Genomic DNA, 17,933 nt, shown 5'->3' with positions numbered 1-17,933 from the left:
GCTACGCCCTCTCACTCGACCGTCACGCTTTTTGCCAGGTTGCGCGGCTTGTCGATATTCCGCCCCAGCAGCGCGGCTGTGTGATACGACACTAGCTGCAAGTGCGTGTTCGCCAGCACGGCAGCGGCCCGCGGGTGGGTCTCCGGAATGTGGAGCACGTGGTCGGCGTATCGTTCAACGTCGCTCTGTCCATCGGTGATCGCGACGACCGGTGCGTCGCGGGCCTCGACCTCTTTGACATTTCCGATGGTCTTGCGGGCGCGCTCGTCGTCGCCGGTCACGATAGCGAACACTGGCGTGTTCTCGGTCACCAGCGCCAGCGGGCCGTGTTTTAGCTCACCCGCAGCGAAGCCCTCAGCGTGCTTGTAGGTGATCTCTTTCATTTTCAGTGCGCCTTCAAGCGCGACGGGATTCTGGTACCCGCGGCCGATGAAGAAGTACGCGCTGGCGTCCTGATACAACTCAGCGACCTCCTGGGCGGCAGATTCGTCGAGGACCTCCTGAACGTGACCGGGGAGGTCGCGGAGCGCGCTGATGACCTGCCGGGCGTCGCCGGTCGTCGACGTGCCGAGGGCAAGCAGGTTCAGCGCGGCTAGCTGGGAGGCGAAGGTCTTGGTGGCGGCGACGCCGATTTCCGGGCCGGCTCGGATGTACAGCGCATGATCGCACTCGCGGGCCGCAGTAGATCCGACGACGTTGGTCACGGCCAGCGTGCGCGCGCCGCGACGGCGGGCCGCCCGAAGCGCTGAAAGGGTATCGGCGGTTTCCCCGCTCTGGGTGACGCCGACGACGAGCGCGTCGCCGATAGGTGGGGTCGCAGTCGCGTATTCGCTAGCGAGGAATGCCTGGGCAGGAATGCCCGCTTCGCGGAACAACTGTGCGCCGTGCAGAGCGGCGTGATAAGAGGTGCCACAAGCGACGAACTGGACGCCGGTCGGAGAGAGGTCGCCGAGATCGCCGATGTCGACCGTGCCGGCAAGTTCGTCGACCCGACCCCGCAGACACTGCCGAAGCGCGCGCGGTTGCTCGTGGATCTCTTTGAGCATGAAGTGGTCGTAGCCGCTCTTGCCGGTCTCCTCGGGGTCCCACTGGACGGTATCGATGTCTTTCTCGATGATATTGCCGTCGGTGTCGGTGACGGTCCAGCCGGCACCGTTGAGTCGGGCGAACTCCCCGTCGGCGAGGTAGACGACCTTGTCGGTGAAATCCCGGAAGGCGGGCACGTCACTCGCTAAGTAGGTCGCGTCTTCGCCGATACCCAGGACGAGCGGCGAGTCGTTCCGCGCGGCGAACACTGAATCACAGCCGGCGATGACGACGGCGACGGCATAACTGCCTTCGAGTCGGTCGACTGTCTCTCTGACGGCGTCTTCGGGGTTGGCTCCCGTCTCCAGCGCGTCCTCGATCAGATGTGGGACGACCTCGGTATCGGTGTCGGATGTGAAGGTGTGGCCGGCGCTGACGAGTTCGTCCCGCAGCGACTGGTAGTTCTCGATGATCCCGTTGTGGACGACTGCGACATCGCCGGTGCAGTCCTGGTGTGGGTGGGCGTTTTCGTCGGTCGGCGGCCCGTGCGTACTCCAGCGGGTGTGGCCGATGCCGACCGACCCCGAGAGCGTCCGATCGGACAACGCTTCGCGGAGGTCGGCGATTTTACCGGAGTGTTTGCAGAGGTCGATGTGATCGTTCGCCAGCGCGACGCCAGCAGAGTCATACCCACGATACTCCAGTTTCGAGAGACCGTGAACGAGCGTGTCGAGCGTCTCGTCGCCGCGGCCGACACAGCCGATGATCCCGCACATCAGCGGACCACCTCCGCGTCTTCGCGGACAGTTCCGTCGACTGTGACGCCGGTGGCGAGCCGAGCGTTGGGGCCCACAAGCGACCCGGGGACGAAACTCACGTCACCGAGTGCGACGGCACGGTCGGCGATAACAGCGCCCAGTCGCTGGTCCTCGAACACCGCTGTACCGACCTGAACGTCAGCCGGGCCGCCGGGGACAACTGTGTTGACGCCGAGATTCACGTCCTGACCGGTGACAGTATCGACGAGAGTCGAGCTCGGGTCGACACGCGTGTCTGCGTCGAGGACAGTGTGCTGGATGACGCTGTTGGCCCCGATAGTGACGTTGCGTCCGAGTGCGACATTCGGACCGATGACAGCGTCCGGACCGATCTCACAGTCCGGGCCGATGACGGCCGGCGACTGGAGAGTCGCCTCGTCGTGGACACGTGCGGAGTTGTCGACCCAGACCTGCTCGTCGCGGGCCGATTCGACGACCCGCCCCCGCGCCAGCACCTCGCGGGCAACGGTCAACAGGTCCCATGGGTATGTCGCGTCGACCCACATCCCGTCGACCTCGACCGCGCGGACACGGTCAGATCCCAGCAGGAGTTCGATTGTGTCGGTCAGTGCCAGTTCGCCGGCGTGGCGCGTCGTTTCGTCGATCGCTTCGAAAATATCACCGTCGAAGGCGTACACGCCGCCGTTGATGAGCCTGAACTCGTCGTGCTGTGGCTTTTCGACGATGTCGACGATGTCACCGTCCTGTACCTCGACAGCACCGTACCGACTGGTGTCCTGCCGTTCAACCACAGCGATGCTCGTGTGCGCAGTCTCTGCATAGGAGGAGTCTACCGCCTCGATAGTGGCCGCGTCGACGAGACGGTCACCGTTCATCACCAGAACCGGGCCGTCGACAACGCTTCGTGCCTGGAGGAGTGCGTGCCCGCTACCCAACTGTTTTGTCTGGCTCACGTAGGAAATCGGAACGCCACGGTACGTCGGACCGAAGTGGTCCTGAACGCGGTCGCGCTTGTAGCCGACGACGACAACCAGTTTCTCGATGCCCGCCTCGACCAGCGCGTCGAAGACGTGTTCGAGAATCGGCCGGTTTGCGGCCGGCAGCATTGGTTTTGGCCGGTTTCGCGTCAACGGCCGGAGGCGAGTTCCCTCACCCGCAGCGAGGACCACAGCCGTATCGATGTGCATACCTGTTGCAGACGGAGGAGGGGCTTCAATATGGCGGCCTTACCGAGATTCGTCGGTGTCTACTTGCCACGCATGTCCAGATTGCGGTGGGAAAATCAAACGTATCAGGCGGCTGTGACATCTAGCGGTATCAACTCAGTCCAGAGCTGCGGACTACTGCTCGCCCATCCGCTCGCCGGCGACGCGACGCCCCTTCGTCGTCAGATTCACTTCGGTCCGTTCCCGGAGCACGCTTATTACGTCGAGTTCAATCAGCCGGTCGAAAATCTCCTCGGTCTTGTCGACATCGATACCGACGAAGTTGGGGATGTCAAACGGCGATACGCCGGAGTGAAGTGCCATGATTACCCGTTTCTCCGTCGAGCTCAGGTCCAGATCAGCCTGGTTCTGTTCGGCGCTTTCTTCGAGCATCGTCCGGAGGACAGTGGCGTGGAACTCCTCACCCGCGAGGTGTGTTTCGACGCTGATGTCGTCCTCGCTGTGCTCGACCTGAATGACTGTCCGCTCCTCGCCGCTGACCTGCTTCTCTTCGACAGCGAGATCACCGATATCGGCGCGGTCGACGACGACGGCCTGCCCATCGGCCATCGCGAGCTTTAGCGCCTCGTCGCCGACTTTCAGCCGGCCTTTCGTCCACTCGGCGGACTGGACGACGCCGCCTTTGAGCGCGGGGTGCTGGACCAGCACGATTGCGCCGTCGAGACTCGCCCGGTAGAAGTCAGTTTCGAACGCCTCGTGGTCCGATGCCGACACGAGGATGACATCCTCGCCGACGTAGAGCGCGACGTAATCGGAGACGCCGGCGCTCTGCTGGTTCACGTCGAACCGGTCGGCGATACGGTCGATATCGGTCAGTGAAATCTGTCGCTTGTCGTCGCCCAGCAGGGCGACTCGCTCGGTGGTGAGGACGATGCGACAGTTTCGCCACTCGGCGTCGGTGAGGCGCTGGCCCTGTGAGACCGCCTGAAGGAACTGTCCTTTTGTATCGGCGATCTTCTTTTCGGTGTCGCTCATGCCCCGTACCGGCCTCTCGTACCTCCGTTGTCCGCAGGACTCAATATAACTTCCGTCGCCAGTGTCGAAACTGAGAACGGCCAACTGCACTGGCGAGTCGCTCATAGCGGAATTGTGCACAATTAGATAGGATATTTTTTGCGTGCGGCGGTATACTGTCAACTGATGACACGGGGTGACGAACCGGATCGGGGTCAGTCCCAGCCGGGGCGAGAGACAGTCGAACCACCGGACTGGTTCGTCGAACAGGCGAACGTGACAGACTCAGTTGTCTACGACCGCTTCGAGCGGGAGTGGCCCGATTGCTGGCGCGAGGCCGCTGAGTTGCTCGACTGGGAGGAGCCGTTCGAGACAGTACTCCATGGAACGGACGGCCCACCGTTCGAATGGTTCCCCGGTGGCCGATTAAACGCCGCCTACAATTGCCTCGACCGGCATCTACCCGAGCGGAAGAACCAGCTCGCGCTGGTCTGGGAGGGCCACCTTGGCGAGTCCCGCACCTACACATACCTCGAACTGTACCGAGAAGTCAACGCCTTCGCCGCAGCGCTACGCGAACACGGTGTCAGCCCGGACGACGTGGTGACGCTGTACCTGCCGATGGTGCCCGAACTCCCGGTCGCGATGCTGGCCTGTGCACGCCTTGGTGTGCCACACAACGTCGTCTTCGCCGGTTTCTCTGCGGACGCGCTTGCGACGCGGATGGAGCGGGCCGAGTCGGAGTACCTCATCACCTGCGACGGCTACTACCGCCGCGGTAGCGCCGTCGCACAAAAGAACAAGGCCGATAACGCGCGCATCGCCGTCGACCACGACGTGTCGGTCGTGGTGCTTGACCGACTGGGCCGTGACGTGCACCTGGGCGCGGACTACGACGACTATCACGACCTGCTGGCAGCACACGAGGGGGCCGAAATCGAACCCGTCTCGCGGGCGGCGGACGATCCGCTCTTTCGTATCTACACGTCGGGGACGACCGGCCAGCCGAAAGCCGTCACGCACACGACCGGCGGATATCTCGCACACGTCGCCTGGACCGCCCAGTCAGTGCTTGATATAAAGCCAGAGGACACCTACTGGTGTTCGGCCGACATCGGCTGGATCACCGGTCACTCCTACATCGTTTACGGGCCGCTCGCACTCGGGACGACGACGGTACTGTACAACGGCACAGCGGACCACCCGAAAAAAGATCAGCTGTGGGAACTTATCGAAAAGTACGCCGTCGACGTGTTCTACACCGCACCGACGGCTGTTCGAGCGTTCATGAAGTGGGGCGAAGAGTACCCCGCCAAGCACGACCTCTCCAGCCTGCGGCTGCTGGGTACCGTCGGTGAACCGATGGACGCGAGCGCCTGGGAGTGGTACCGCGAACACATCGGCGGCGGCGAGTGCCCCATCGTCGACACCTGGTGGCAGACCGAGACTGGCGCGATACTCGTATCGACGCTGCCCGGCGTCGACGAGATGAAACCCGGAGCCGCGGGACGGCCGCTGCCGGGAATCGAAGCATCCGTCGTCGACCGTTCAGGTGCGGCGGCCGAGCCTCATTCGGCCGGCGAGCTCGTCGTGACGCGCCCCTGGCCCGGAATGCCGCGCGCGCTGCTCGATGGGACGGGCTGGGGCAGTGTCCCAGACAGCGTCGAGGAGTGGCGGTACTACCCCGAAGACAGCGTCTCGGTCGACGATGACGGCTACATCACGTTCCTCGGCCGGATTGACGACGCGATTAACGTCGCTGGCCGGCGGTTCAGCACCAAGGAACTTGAGTCGACGGTCGCCGGCGTCACGGGCGTCGCAGAAGCCGCCGTCGTTGGTGCCGACGACGAGACGACCGGAACGGCAGTGTACGCGTTCGCTTCCCCGGAGAACGGTTACGCCGAGAGTGAACTCCGGGCAGCCATCGAAGACGCTATCGTCAATGCTATCGGCGGTATCGCCCGCCCCAAAGAAATCGTGTTCACGCCCGACCTGCCGAAGACGCGCTCGGGTAAGGTTATGCGCCGCCTGCTGACCGCAGTGGCGAACGATGAGGAACTGGGCGATACCAGCGCGCTGCGTAACCCCGAAATCCTCGGTGAAATCCAGTCGACGACGAGACAGAAATAAGCTGTTTCGTCTTCTTCGATATTTGCGAAAATTCTCGTACCAGCGTCGTCGTTCACAGCCCCTTCGCTTCGCTCTTCTCGCAGACAGCCGCGCCTTGGTCGTAATGCTTATTTCGATATTCTTCGACTTTCCGAAATAGATGGACGGCGCAACTGATCCCATCGGCGAGCGGGGGTACGAACAGCTTCGACGCGCGGCCGAGACACACCGGTCCGACCTCGTGCTCCGACTCGGCGCAGAGATCGGGCTCCGCCCGGCAGAGATGACCGCTGTACGGCTAGCCGACATCACCGAATTCGATGGGCATCGCCTGCTTGCTGTTCGGGAAAGCGGTGAGGTGGTCCGCGAGACCTATCTTCCAGACTCAGTCGAACACGATATGCGAAAATACGCAAACGCGGCTGGAGCGGCCGACGACGAGCCACTGTTTTCCGTCTCCGCACGTCGGCTCCAGATGCTCGTCAGCGAAGTAGCCGACCGAGCCGCCGAGACGACACCGCACCTGAAAGACGTTTCCTCGCGTGACCTCCGGTGGCGGTTCGCGGCGAGCTTGCTGGACGACGGCGTCGCGCCGGACGTCGTCTGTGCGCTCGGCGGCTGGGACCGACTCGACCGACTGGACCCCTTGCTTGACGAACCGGACCGCGAAACCATCGTCGCAGCCGTGGGTGAGTCCGGCGAGCGGGCGGCTCCGAGCGGGCCACAGCGACCGGTCGACTGGGTTACGGCGGTCAGCGAGGCGCTTGCGGTCGCCGCGACCGGTGAGGGAATTGCGACAACAGTCTGTGACCACCTGACAGAAGGAGCGGGCTTCGAGTTCGCCTGGCTCGCCGAACGGACCGGTGACGGACTGACACCGCACACGACGGCAGAAATCTCGGAAACGGCTGTCGAGCAGCAGATCGACACCCACATCGAGTCAGTCACTGGTCTGCTCGACGTGGGTGAGGTTCGTCTCGTCGACGACGACAGTGGATCGGTCGCGCTGGTGCCACTCGTCAGGGAAGACACCATCTCCGGTGTCGTCGGAGTCGCAGCGGATGGGGGTCTAACTGATACCGAACGTGCCGTACTGTCCGCGCTCGGTGTGCAGGTCGGGCACGCACAGATCGCCGCCGAGCGCAAACGCCTCCTGCTTGCTGACACGGTGACCGAGTTAGAGTTCCACTGTGCGGACGAGCGGACCTTTACCGCCGGGGTATCCGGGGCATTACAGTGTACGGTCGAACTGTCCGGGGTCGTTCCCGTTGCGGGCCAGTCGCTGCTGTACTACCTGATGGTCGAAGGCGCCTCGGCCGACGCGATCCTCTCATATGCGGACGAGGACGACGGCGTGGCCGACGCCAGACTCCTCGAAGAGCACAGCGACGGCGTACTACTGGAAGTCGTGGTCACCGACACGCCAGCACTCCAGCTCGTCGAAAGCGGTGGCCGGGTTCGCTCTGTGACAGCCACCGGCGGGGTCGCGACCATCGCAGTCGAGCTTCCCAGCGAGGCCGATATCAGACCAACAGTCAACGCTGTCACCGACGCCTATCCAGAGACATCGTTGGCAGCGAAGCGAGAGACGGAACGGCCGGCGGAGACGGACACCGGATTCCGCGACCGGCTGACCGACACTCTGTCAGACCGGCAAGAGACCGTCCTGCAGGCGGCCTACCACAGCGGCTATTTCGAGTGGCCCCGCGGCTCAACTGCCGAGGAGCTAGCGGACTCGCTGGATATCTCGTCGCCGACGCTGCACAATCACCTCAGAAAGGCCCAGCAGAAGGTTCTGACCGCGTTTTTCGACGAGCGGCCGACCGAGCCGCGACAGCCGGCCGACAACTGAAACCCTGTTTCATGTTATCGTAGTTAGACCCCCCGTTTATATGGCCGCTGTGAAATATCGATGATAGACCATGTCAGATGAAGATGTCCAACTCGAAGCACGGCTCGAAGAGCAGGAGGTTTTCGAGCCCCCGGAGTCGTTCGTCGAGCAGGCGAACGTCACGGACGAGGGTATCTACGACGAGTTCGAAGAGAACTGGCCGGAGTGCTGGGAGGGTGCCGCCGACCTTCTCGACTGGGAGGAGGAGTACGATCAGGTACTCGACGATTCGAACCCGCCGTTCTACGAGTGGTTCACGGACGGGACGCTAAACGCCTCGGCCAACTGCCTCGACCGCCATCTTGAGGAGCGCGGCGACGAGGCCGCTATCGAGTGGGTCGGTGAGCCGGTCGAAGAAGACAATATCACCTACACATACGAGGAACTCCATCAGAAGGTCAACGAGTTCGCGGCCGGTCTGCGTGAGATGGGTGTCGGCGAAGACGACGTCGTGACGATGTACATGCCGATGATTCCGCAGCTCCCCATCGCCATGCTGGCCTGTGCCCGCATCGGCGCGCCCCACTCCGTCGTATTCGCCGGCTTCTCTGCGGACGCGCTTGCGACGCGGATGAACTCCGCTGATTCTGAGTATCTTGTTACCTGCGACGGCTACTACCGCCGCGGCGACCCGCTCGATCACCTCGACAAGGCCAACGAGGGCCTGAGTGGCGTCGACCACGAGGTCGAACGCGCCATCGTCGCCGAGCGCCTGATGGACGGCGACGAGTTCGATCACGACTACGCGGACAACCAGGTCGCCTTCGAAGACGTCATCGCCGACAACGAGGGCGCGACTGTCGAGCCGGTCGACCGCGACGCCGAGGACATGCTCTTTCTCATGTACACCTCCGGGACGACCGGGAAGCCGAAAGGCGTCAAACACTCCACCGGCGGCTACCTCGCCTGGGCGGCCTGGACCTCGCAGGCGGTGCTCGATATCAAACCCGAAGACACGTACTTCTGCTCGGCCGACATCGGCTGGATTACCGGCCACTCCTACATCGTCTACGGCCCGCTCGCGCTCGGGACCACGACGATGATGTACGAGGGGACGCCGGACTACCCCGACAAGGACCGCCTCTGGGAGATCGTCGAGGAGTACGAGGCCGACCAGCTGTACACCGCACCGACGGCGATCCGCGCGTTCATGAAGTGGGGTAAGGAGTACCCCGAGAAACACGACCTCTCCAGCCTGCGCCTGCTGGGGACGGTCGGCGAGCCGATCAACCCCCGCGCCTGGAAGTGGTACTACAAGCACATCGGGGGCGAGGAGTGTCCCGTCGTCGACACCTGGTGGCAGACTGAAACCGGCGGCATGATGATAACGACACTCCCCGGCATCAAGGACATGAAACCCGGGTCAGCCGGCCCGCCGCTACCGGGCAACGACGTGCGCATCGTCGACACTGAGGGTGACGAAGTCGAACCCGGCCGCGCCGGCTACCTGACAGTTAACAAGCCGTGGCCCGGGATGCTCCGGACGCTGTACAAGAACGACGAACGGTTCATCAGCGAGTACTGGGCGGAGTACTCTGACACCGACAGCGACGACTCCGACGACTGGGTGTACTTCCCCGAAGACGGCGCGAAAATCGACGAGGACGGCTACATCACCGTACTGGGACGGGTCGACGACGTCATCAACGTCTCCGGTCACCGGCTCGGGACGATGGAAATCGAGAGTGCCATCGTCGGCGTCGAAGGCGTCGCCGAGGCCGCCGTCGTCGGCGGCGACCACGATATCAAGGGCGAAGCGGTGTACGCCTATGTCATCACCGAGGACGGCTACGAAGAGACCGACGAACTCCGCAGTGCGATTATCGACGGTGTCGAAGACGCTATCGGGCCGATAGCTCGGCCGGAAGCAGTCATCTTCACGCCCGAGTTGCCGAAGACCCGCTCCGGGAAGATCATGCGCCGCCTGCTCGAAGACATCGCGAACGGCGAGGAACTGGGCGATACGAGTACGCTGCGAAACCCTGACGTTGTCAGTGATATCGAAACCAAAGTCCAGGGTGACTGAGCCGTAGCGGCGAACAGCACCACGAATTCTCACCATTTCAAACCCATGTCAAGAGACACGCCTGCGGACCGAGAAGAGTCAATTATCCAACCGGACGGTGGTACAGAGCCCGCCCATGAGGACATCGACTACCTCGACAGGGAGGTGAACCTGTTACGGCCAAGCACACCGTTTATGCGCGACCATCTGAAGATCATCTGGAGCAGTTTCGTGCTCTGGGCGTTGGTCGTGTTCGGGCCGGTGACGCTGACCGCACTTGCGCCGGAGATGATGACCGTGCAGACGCCCCTGTTCGGCTTCCCGCTGCACTACTTCCTCGTCTCGTTCGGTGCGCCCACGGGCGCGCTGATCCTGGCGACGGTCTACACCCGTTACCGGGACCGGCTCGACCAGAAGTACGGCATCGACCCCGATGCCGTCGAGAGTACGGCTCCGGAGACCGGCGAGGCAGCGGCCACTGACGGAGGTGTCGAACAGTGACGGTCCCGCTACAGGCCGAAGCGCTCGACATCTCGTTCAAGCTCGTCCCGGCGATCATCGTCTTCCTGATGATGGCCTCGTTCCTCGTCATCGGCTACGTGTTCAAAGTGGCCGACACGGAGGGAATGTGGGTCGCGGGCCGCGGCATCGGCAACATCGAGAACGGGATGGCCATCGGTGCGAACTGGATGTCCGCCGCCTCGTATCTGGGACTCGCCGGACTAGTTGCGCTCTCTGGCTTCTACGGGCTGGCGTTCATCGTCGGCTGGACGACCGGATACTTCGTCCTGCTCATATTCCTGGCGGCACAGATGCGCCGGTTCGGGAAGTACACCGCGCCGGACTTCGTCGGCGACCGGTTCAATTCGCCAACCGCCCGCGCGCTAGCCGCGTTCACTACGCTACTCATCGCGTACGTCTACTCCGTTGGTCAGGCCCGCGGCATGGGGCTGGTCGGTCAGTACGTCTTCGGCCTTGACATCATCCCGATGATCGTCGTGATGATGACCATTACCGTCGGCTACCTCGCGCTCTCGGGAATGCTAGGCGCGACGAAGAACATGGCCGTCCAGTACACCATCCTCATCGTCGCGTTCCTTGCCGGCGTGTACGTCGTCGGCTTCTCGCAGGGGTACTCGACGATACTCCCGCAGATAGAGTACGGCGCGCTGATTGCCGACCTCGGTCGCGAGTTCTCCGCACCGTTCGTGAACCAGCCGTTCTACCTCTGGATCGCGACAGCGTTCTCGCTCATTGTTGGGACCTGTGGCCTCCCGCACGTCCTCGTCCGGTTCTACACGGTCAGGAGCGAGCGCGTCGCCCGCTGGTCCTGTGTGTGGGGGCTGTTCTTCATCCTCCTGCTCTACTGGGCGTCGCCCGCGATGGCAGCCTTCGGCGTCGACCTGTTCCAGACGACGACGGGCGCGAGCGCATACGCTGCTGAAGGCGGGATGTCTGGCGCTGAGGGTGACGTGATCGTCGTCCTCGCCGCGCAGTTCGCCGACCTCCCGACGTGGTTCGTCGGCCTCGTCGCGGCCGGTGCGATGGCCGCCGCCATTGCGACGACCGCCGGGCTGTTCATCACAGCCTCCTCTGCGGTCGCACACGACATCTACACCGAACTGATCAACCCTGACGCGACCCAGCGCCAGCAGGTGCTCATCGGTCGCGGAACGATCATCGGCATGGGCGCGCTGGTGACGGTGACCGCGTTCAACCCACCGGCGCTCATCGGCGAACTGGTCGCCTACGCGTTTTCACTCGCGGGCACCGTGCTGTTCCCGATGTTCTTCCTCGGCCTCTGGTGGGAGAACACGAACCGACAGGGTGCACTGGCCGGGATGGTGCTCGGCCTGCTCATCTGGATTACCTCGATCATCAACAGCGTCCTGCCGAGCTACATCGGCGCGCTCGAAGCGATTGCCGGCGAAGGTGGGGCACTCGTTCCGATATACGCCCAGTACGTCCCACCCATCGGCGCTGCGCTGATCGGGACGCCGCTCGTGTTCATCGTCACTATCGCCGTCTCGCTTGCGACGCCCGAACCGCCACTGGAGACGAAGAAGATGGTGCGACAGTGTCACAGCCCCGAACCAATGGGACAGCAGGAGACTGCCGCAGACGTCGTCGGCGACAACACCGGCGGCGGCACCCCCGCAGACGACTAAACCAATGTACGACAACATCCTCGTTCCGACGGACGGCAGCGAAACCGCGGAAAACGCGGTCGACCAAGCAGTCGACATCGCCTCGAAGTACGGCGCGACAGTCCATGCGCTGTACGTCGTCGACGTCGACGCGACCAGCTACTCGCTGGGGACAGAGCAGGTCGACCGTATCCGACAGGGGTACCTCGACGAGATGACCGAGGTGAAAGCCGACGCAGACGAAGCCACCGGCTACGTCCGCGACCGGGCCGCCGAACACGGCATCGAAGTCAAAGAACACGTTACCGCCGGCGAGCCAGCCCGCGCCATCCGGAAGTTCGTCGAGGACAACGACATCGACCTCGTCGTGATGGGGTCACACGGTCGCTCTGGCCTCAAGCGTGTCATTCTCGGTAGCGTCACGGAGAAGGTACTGCGCCGAACGCGGCTGCCGATACTGGTCGTCGACGTGCACGGTGACACGGACATCGAGGCGTGACTAGCATGGGACAGAGCCGACACCGACCGCCACGGACGACGCGAGGTCGCCGATGAGCGTCGTCGACACCCTTCGCGACCACGTACACGACCACAAGCGGGGGATGTTCGTCGACCTCGTGTTCGCTATCGCCTGGGTGACCGCCGTGAGCGTCATCTTCGACCTATTGTCGGTACCTCAGTGGGCGTACTACCTGACGCTTGCCGCCGGCGTGGTCGCGTACTACGGCTTCTTCTGGTCGCTTGAGATGGCGATGGAACAGCAGTAAGTCGCCCTCTGTTTGCGCGATGGCGATGGGTCCCCCAGCCGTTTCGCAGGACCACCTGAGAACCACACAGACGGCGACCGAGTCGCCGCGACACCCGTACTATCCAGGCACCCTTCTATGCTCAAGCCTGGCGAATTTCGGCCCTGCCGGTAGTAATAATACCATGTAGGTGCATTGACCTTTTCGATGGCAGCAGTCGCTGTGGAGTCAGCAATGATATACGAAAGTTCAACAGGAGAGTACTACAGTGGTCTCGACATCTGGATGCGCTTCGAATCGGGGTACTGGGAACCGCACGATTGGAGTCAAGCGACAGGACAGGAATGGGTACAGACCGAGGCAGGTGACATCCTCACTCTGACGCCAGTCCCGGAATCAGAGCTCCCCGACGGAGTATCGGTGACGGAAGCTGAGGATGTCGAGTACCTGCCCGAGTAACGGCGGCAAGACAGGAGCAGCCGCGAGGCCGTCTGAGCGGTCGGTGCTACAGCAATCGCCGCAGACGAACCGCCGTTCCGGGTCATACTGAGTGTGTCGTTCGTCGGTGCTGCCCTACCGCTCGGCTCGGGACTGGTTCGCGCACGAGTGGTATTCGAGAGCAGTCGTTTTGTGGCGCGTAGCGCCACACTACTTCTCACTCATCGCTTCACTCGCCATATTTCGCCCCTGCGCGTTCAACGCGACCTCGGTCCGAACCCGGACCTCGTCAACTGCACCGATATCGAGTAGTTTCTGATAGATTTCTTCGACCTCGTCAGGTGTCGTCCCGACGAAATCAGACATCTCAAACGGTGATACGCCGGAATACAGCGCCATCAGCACCTGACTCTCCATCTCCGAGAGTTCGTAATCGTCCTCGCGATCCTCGATAACGCGGGTAAAGAGTGTCTTCAGCGCCCGCGTATGGTGGTCCATCCCCGACATGTGGGTTTCGACGCTGCGGTCCTGGTCGTCAGTGTGTTCGACTTCGATGACCTCCCGCTCCTGACCCATCACCGTGCTGGTCCCGATTTCGATGGTACCGACGTCCTCGATTTCGAATGACATGCTCTTGCCGCCGGGGAACTGAAGTCGGATGATGTCGTCGTCCAGTTGAAACCGCGCCTTGCTCCACTCGGCGTCCTCCTGAACCACGCCGCCGACGACCGCTTGCTGTCGCGCGAGGATGACCTCGCCCTGTAAAGTCGCGCGGACGTACTCCGTCTCGAAGTCGGGTAGATTCGGCGTATCGACCAGCAGAACGTTGTTGCCGACCTCCAGTGCGGTCGCGCCGCCGGTCCCACCGTCAGGAACCAGATCGTCTGGGTTCGACGGGAGGGAGATGTTGGCGTGGGGAATCGGCTGTTTCGAGCCGTTCGTCGCCAGAATGAGCCGCTTGTTGGTGACGATGAGTCGACAGGAGCGCCACTGCGGGTCCGAGACCGGGTCGCCGTCACGGACGACGTACTGGAAGTCCCCCGACGTGTCGACTAGCTTGCGTTCGTCACCACTCATGCCCGCTGATATTAGAGATTTGACGCCGAAGGGTAAATAAGTTCCAGCACCGCTCTCACAGCGCGACGAGCAGGCCGCCGACGACGCCAAGACCACCAAACACCGTACAGACTGCCCAGAACGGGACCTGCCGCACCAGTCGGACTAGCGCGTCGACGGTGAGATAGCCGACGACAGCGCTGACGGCCAGGGCGACGACAGCCGGCAGCGGGTCGATTGCAGGGATGCCGTCGTCGACCAGCACCAGCGCGTTCGCGCCGAGCGCGGCCGGAATCGACAGCAGGAACGAGAGGCGAAGCGACGACTCGCCCTCGTGGCCCCGGAGCAACAGCGCGCTCACCGTCGTCCCCGACCGGGAGACGCCGGGGAGGATAGCCAGCCCCTGCAAGACCCCGACGAGGACGGCGTCGACCCAGTCGGGAACCGCCCGCTCGCCGAGCGACAGCGCGACGGCGAACCGCTGGAGCAGGCCCGTCAGCACGAGCAGGCCGCCGACCAGCGCCAGAAAGAGCCCGCCTTCAAGATTTGAGACAGCCGCGTCGAGCACCAGATACGCCGGGAGGCCGGTGACGGCGGTCGCCGCCGTGGCGACGACGAGAAACGAGAGGTCGGCCGTCTCGTCGGCGAACGGGCGACGGGAGAGCCGTCGAATCGAACGGAGGATGGTTCGGACCTCAGTGCGGTAGTAGGCCGCGGCCGCAACCGCCGTCCCGGCGTGGAGAAAGAGCGCGAGGCGGGTCGAAGCGGCGGGCGAGACGCCCGTGACCACCGTCGAGGCGAGTGCGACGCCGCCCTCGCTGGAGACCGGAATCCACTCAAGCACCCCTTGCAGCAGACCCAGCAGAATAGCGACGAGAATCGGGTTCATACCCACGGAGCGGACGCCGCGGGACAAAGGCCGTTCGGTTCAGGGCGTCGACGTGGCAGTATATATAGCTCCGATGTCCAATCGGAGGTATGCAACTGGGAAGCGGTGCGGTGGACCTGCTGTCGGGGCTGCCGGCCTGGCAGGGGTTTCTGCTACTCGTCGGCGGCGGGGTCGTCCTCGCGCTGAGCATTCGCGTGGTCGGCGACCGACTGCTCAGACAGGTCACGCCCCGCATCGAGGGCGATGTCGACGACATCGTCTTCCGTGGAATTCACACTGCGATGTACGTCACGGTCGGTCTCGGTGGCGCGTACGCCGGGGCACAGATTTACGACGTACGCCCGGCCGTCGCTGTCTCACTGGGAGCCGGCACACTCTCGCTGGTCGTCATCGTCTGGATGGTGACGCTGCTGCGCATCGGCCGCCAGGCGTCCGCCATCGCGACGGACTCGGCGTATATCGACCGCCAGATGGTCCCCATCCTCCAGAACATCTGGAGCGCGGTCGTCTCCGGCGGGGGCATCCTGCTCTTGCTGGTCCTCTGGGACATCGACGTCACACCGCTATTGGCCTCGGCGGGGATTATGGGTATCATCGTCGGCCTGGCGGCCCGGGATACGCTGGCGAACTTCTTTGGCTCGCTGTCGCTGTATCTCGATGGAACGTACGCAGTCGGCGACTTCGTTGTCCTCGAAAGTGGTGAACGCGGCCGCGTCGAGGATATCTCCGTCCGTTCGACGGTCATCCGCACCCGCGACGACATCCTCGTCACTGTCCCGAACTCGAAGCTCAACAACGCCGCCATCGTCAACGAGTCGACGCCGCGGCGCAAGCGCCGGATTCGCGTCCCCGTCGGCGTCGCCTACGGGACGGACATCGACCGGGTCGAAGGAATCCTCCTAGAATTAGCCGAAGCCGAGGCCCTCGTACAGGACCGACCGAACCCGCGAGTCCGGTTCCGGGAGTTCGGGGACTCCGCGTTAAACTTCGAACTGCTGTGCTGGGTCGGCAACCCGGCCCTGACGGCCAGGGCGACACACGAACTCAACAGCGCGATATACAAGGGGTTCCAGGCCGAGGGCGTCGAAATCCCGTTCCCCCAGCGGTCTATCTCCATCTCAGCCGAAGAGATTCCGGGCGAGCTATTCGATCAGGCGCAGTCGAAGAGCAAAGCCACAGACGACGGCGGCATGACCGGCGAGTGAGTGCAAGCACAGTCACAGCGCCCACTGACCCAGCGACGGAGAGGTCGAAACGCAGTTACGATGGCGACGCGTCGGCTCAGGCAATGAGCATACTTGAGGACGCCCGTGCGGCGCTTGCGACCGGGCCGCTATGTGATTCCTGTCTCGGCCGGCTCTTCGCCGACCGGAGCTTCGGGCTGGCTAACGCCGAGCGAGGCCACGCCCTGCGGGTGACGGTCGCGCTCGCGGACGACGACCCCTTCGAGGAAGGCGAGGACTGCTGGGTCTGTGAAGGCGAGTGCGACCGCTTCGACTGGTGGGCCGAGCAGGCCGCAAGCGCCGTCCGCGGCTACGAGTTCGACACCTATCAGGTCGGGACGAAGGTGCCGCCGCTGCTCGAAGAGAACGACGAACTGCTCCGAGAGGACGTGGGCCTCGACCCCGACGCCGGCGAAGCGCTGAAGACCGAACTCAACCGCGAGGTCGGCAAACGAATCGGTGACCTGACCGGCGCGGAGGTGGAGTTTGGCCGCCCAGCGGTCCAGCTCACACTCGACCTCGCAACGGACGAAGTGGAGACACACGTCAACTCGGCGTTTGTCTACGGCCGCTACCGCAAGCTCGAACGCGACATTCCACAGACGAAGTGGCCCTGCAACGACTGCAACGGGACCGGGCTGTGGCAGGGCGAGCCTTGCGACGGCTGTGGCGGTAGCGGGTATCGCTACGACGAGAGCGTCGAACAGTTGTCCGCCCCTGTCGTCCGCGAGGCGATGGATGGCGAGGAAGCCGTGTTCCACGGTGCCGGTCGGGAAGACGTCGACGCGCTGATGCTCGACTCCGGCCGCCCGTTCGTCATCGAGGTGATGGAGCCCCGAAAACGCGACGTGGACACCGACGACCTCGAAGCCGACATCAACGCCTTCGCCGACGGGAAAGTCGAGGTGACGGACCTCCACCTGGCGACCCACGAGATGGTCGAGCGCGTCAAGGAACTGGACGCCTCGAAGACCTACCGGATGGACGTGGAGTTCGGGGAGCCGGTCGACGCCGACGCTCTGCGGGACGCGCTTGCCGAACTGGACGGCACCACGATTGAGCAGGAGACACCCCAGCGGGTCACCCACCGCCGGGCCGACATCACCCGGACGCGGACGGTGTACGACGCCGAGGGCGAACTGACCGACGAGCGCCACGCCGAACTCCGCATCCACGGCGAGGGCGGCCTGTACGTGAAGGAACTCGTCTCCAGCGACGAGGGCCGCACGGAGCCGAGCCTGGCCGGCCTGCTCGACACCGACGCCGTGGTGACCGCCCTCGACGTAATCGACGTACAGGGCGAGGACGAGCCGTTCGCGAAAGCCGAGTACCTCAAGGAGTAGCAGCCTGCTACTGGCAGCGCCGTCGTACCGGCGTCACAGTAGGAGGTCACTATAGACGAAACGGTCGTGAACTGTCGCTCTATTTTATTCGGCCCCGGATA

Annotated in this window: 15 protein-coding genes; 10 read left to right on the top strand and 5 right to left on the bottom strand. The window is 63.6% G+C overall.

The genetic code is table 11. The features are described 5' to 3' along the window. Positions 1 to 11: 11 nt before the first annotated feature. The 3 genes from BVU17_02245 to BVU17_02235 form a co-directional block, all read right to left on the bottom strand. Positions 12 to 1,802 (bottom strand): glutamine--fructose-6-phosphate transaminase (isomerizing), encoded by a 1,791-nt coding sequence (locus BVU17_02245; protein AUG46399.1) that lies wholly within the window; start codon positions 1,800 to 1,802, stop codon positions 12 to 14. After that, positions 1,802 to 2,992 carry a nucleotidyl transferase gene (locus BVU17_02240; protein ID AUG46398.1) on the bottom strand — a complete coding sequence of 397 codons (1,191 nt, stop codon included), beginning with the start codon at positions 2,990 to 2,992 and terminating at the stop codon, positions 1,802 to 1,804. The genes BVU17_02245 and BVU17_02240 overlap by 1 nt, the downstream gene beginning before the upstream one ends. A gap of 153 nt (positions 2,993 to 3,145) precedes the next feature. After that, positions 3,146 to 4,006 (bottom strand): chemotaxis protein CheF1, encoded by an 861-nt coding sequence (locus BVU17_02235; GenBank protein AUG46397.1) that lies wholly within the window; start codon positions 4,004 to 4,006, stop codon positions 3,146 to 3,148. A 165-nt stretch (positions 4,007 to 4,171) separates the two neighbouring features. Here BVU17_02235 and BVU17_02230 point away from each other — a divergent pair, with 165 nt between their 5' ends. The 8 genes from BVU17_02230 (at position 4,172) to BVU17_02195 (ending at position 13,342) form a co-directional block, all read left to right on the top strand. Beyond that, a complete protein-coding gene (locus BVU17_02230; protein ID AUG46396.1) occupies positions 4,172 to 6,115 on the top strand; it encodes an acetate--CoA ligase in 1,944 nt (647 codons plus the stop codon). A gap of 139 nt (positions 6,116 to 6,254) precedes the next feature. Beyond that, positions 6,255 to 7,946 (top strand): bacterio-opsin activator, encoded by a 1,692-nt coding sequence (locus BVU17_02225; GenBank protein AUG46395.1) that lies wholly within the window; start codon positions 6,255 to 6,257, stop codon positions 7,944 to 7,946. Between the two features lie 70 nt (positions 7,947 to 8,016). Further along, the gene (locus BVU17_02220) at positions 8,017 to 10,011 is read left to right on the top strand and encodes an acetate--CoA ligase (protein ID AUG46394.1); all 1,995 of its coding nucleotides are present in this window, start codon (positions 8,017 to 8,019) and stop codon (positions 10,009 to 10,011) included. A gap of 45 nt (positions 10,012 to 10,056) precedes the next feature. Continuing rightward, the gene (locus BVU17_02215) at positions 10,057 to 10,491 is read left to right on the top strand and encodes a sodium:solute symporter (protein ID AUG46393.1); all 435 of its coding nucleotides are present in this window, start codon (positions 10,057 to 10,059) and stop codon (positions 10,489 to 10,491) included. Next, the gene (locus BVU17_02210) at positions 10,488 to 12,158 is read left to right on the top strand and encodes a cation acetate symporter (GenBank protein ID AUG46392.1); all 1,671 of its coding nucleotides are present in this window, start codon (positions 10,488 to 10,490) and stop codon (positions 12,156 to 12,158) included. The genes BVU17_02215 and BVU17_02210 overlap by 4 nt, the downstream gene beginning before the upstream one ends. A gap of 4 nt (positions 12,159 to 12,162) precedes the next feature. Next, complete coding sequence (locus tag BVU17_02205) at positions 12,163 to 12,636, top strand: universal stress protein UspA (protein AUG46391.1); 474 nt, start codon at positions 12,163 to 12,165, stop codon at positions 12,634 to 12,636. 52 nt (positions 12,637 to 12,688) lie between these two features. Further along, positions 12,689 to 12,904 carry a hypothetical protein gene (locus tag BVU17_02200; protein AUG46390.1) on the top strand — a complete coding sequence of 72 codons (216 nt, stop codon included), beginning with the start codon at positions 12,689 to 12,691 and terminating at the stop codon, positions 12,902 to 12,904. A gap of 186 nt (positions 12,905 to 13,090) precedes the next feature. Further along, on the top strand, positions 13,091 to 13,342 hold the full coding sequence (locus BVU17_02195) for a hypothetical protein (protein AUG46389.1): 252 nt from the start codon (positions 13,091 to 13,093) through the stop codon (positions 13,340 to 13,342). Positions 13,343 to 13,531: 189 nt separating this feature from the next. Here the strand turns inward: BVU17_02195 and BVU17_02190 are convergent, their stop codons facing one another. After that, the gene (locus BVU17_02190; GenBank protein ID AUG46388.1) at positions 13,532 to 14,398 is read right to left on the bottom strand and encodes a hypothetical protein; all 867 of its coding nucleotides are present in this window, start codon (positions 14,396 to 14,398) and stop codon (positions 13,532 to 13,534) included. 55 nt (positions 14,399 to 14,453) lie between these two features. After that, positions 14,454 to 15,266, bottom strand: coding sequence for a UDP-diphosphatase (locus BVU17_02185; GenBank protein AUG46387.1), 813 nt, complete (start codon positions 15,264 to 15,266; stop codon positions 14,454 to 14,456). Between the two features lie 89 nt (positions 15,267 to 15,355). Here BVU17_02185 and BVU17_02180 point away from each other — a divergent pair, with 89 nt between their 5' ends. Continuing rightward, positions 15,356 to 16,471, top strand: a complete 1,116-nt coding sequence (locus BVU17_02180; GenBank protein ID AUG46386.1) for a mechanosensitive ion channel protein MscS — start codon at positions 15,356 to 15,358, stop codon at positions 16,469 to 16,471. An 83-nt stretch (positions 16,472 to 16,554) separates the two neighbouring features. After that, complete coding sequence (locus tag BVU17_02175) at positions 16,555 to 17,832, top strand: tRNA pseudouridine(54/55) synthase Pus10 (protein AUG46385.1); 1,278 nt, start codon at positions 16,555 to 16,557, stop codon at positions 17,830 to 17,832. Positions 17,833 to 17,933 lie beyond the last annotated feature (101 nt).

The sequence above is a fragment of the Haloarcula taiwanensis genome, from assembly GCA_002844335.1.
Lineage (GTDB): Archaea > Halobacteriota > Halobacteria > Halobacteriales > Haloarculaceae > Haloarcula > Haloarcula taiwanensis.
Note: the sequence above shows the minus strand (reverse complement) of the source record. Positions and strands in the feature narration are given on the sequence as shown.

Excerpts from the sequence above, each read along its gene's own strand:
- BVU17_02175 (AUG46385.1), top strand. The coding sequence starts at position 16,555 with ATGAGCATACTTGAGGACGCCCGTGCGGCGCTTGCGACCGGGCCGCTA.
- BVU17_02185 (AUG46387.1), bottom strand. The coding sequence starts at position 15,266 with ATGAACCCGATTCTCGTCGCTATTCTGCTGGGTCTGCTGCAAGGGGTG.
- BVU17_02195 (AUG46389.1), top strand. The coding sequence starts at position 13,091 with ATGGCAGCAGTCGCTGTGGAGTCAGCAATGATATACGAAAGTTCAACA.
- BVU17_02245 (AUG46399.1), bottom strand. The coding sequence starts at position 1,802 with ATGTGCGGGATCATCGGCTGTGTCGGCCGCGGCGACGAGACGCTCGAC.
- BVU17_02190 (AUG46388.1), bottom strand. The coding sequence starts at position 14,398 with ATGAGTGGTGACGAACGCAAGCTAGTCGACACGTCGGGGGACTTCCAG.
- BVU17_02230 (AUG46396.1), top strand. The coding sequence starts at position 4,172 with ATGACACGGGGTGACGAACCGGATCGGGGTCAGTCCCAGCCGGGGCGA.
- BVU17_02215 (AUG46393.1), top strand. The coding sequence starts at position 10,057 with ATGTCAAGAGACACGCCTGCGGACCGAGAAGAGTCAATTATCCAACCG.
- BVU17_02205 (AUG46391.1), top strand. The coding sequence starts at position 12,163 with ATGTACGACAACATCCTCGTTCCGACGGACGGCAGCGAAACCGCGGAA.
- BVU17_02220 (AUG46394.1), top strand. The coding sequence starts at position 8,017 with ATGTCAGATGAAGATGTCCAACTCGAAGCACGGCTCGAAGAGCAGGAG.
- BVU17_02225 (AUG46395.1), top strand. The coding sequence starts at position 6,255 with ATGGACGGCGCAACTGATCCCATCGGCGAGCGGGGGTACGAACAGCTT.
- BVU17_02200 (AUG46390.1), top strand. The coding sequence starts at position 12,689 with ATGAGCGTCGTCGACACCCTTCGCGACCACGTACACGACCACAAGCGG.
- BVU17_02235 (AUG46397.1), bottom strand. The coding sequence starts at position 4,006 with ATGAGCGACACCGAAAAGAAGATCGCCGATACAAAAGGACAGTTCCTT.
- BVU17_02240 (AUG46398.1), bottom strand. The coding sequence starts at position 2,992 with ATGCACATCGATACGGCTGTGGTCCTCGCTGCGGGTGAGGGAACTCGC.
- BVU17_02180 (AUG46386.1), top strand. The coding sequence starts at position 15,356 with ATGCAACTGGGAAGCGGTGCGGTGGACCTGCTGTCGGGGCTGCCGGCC.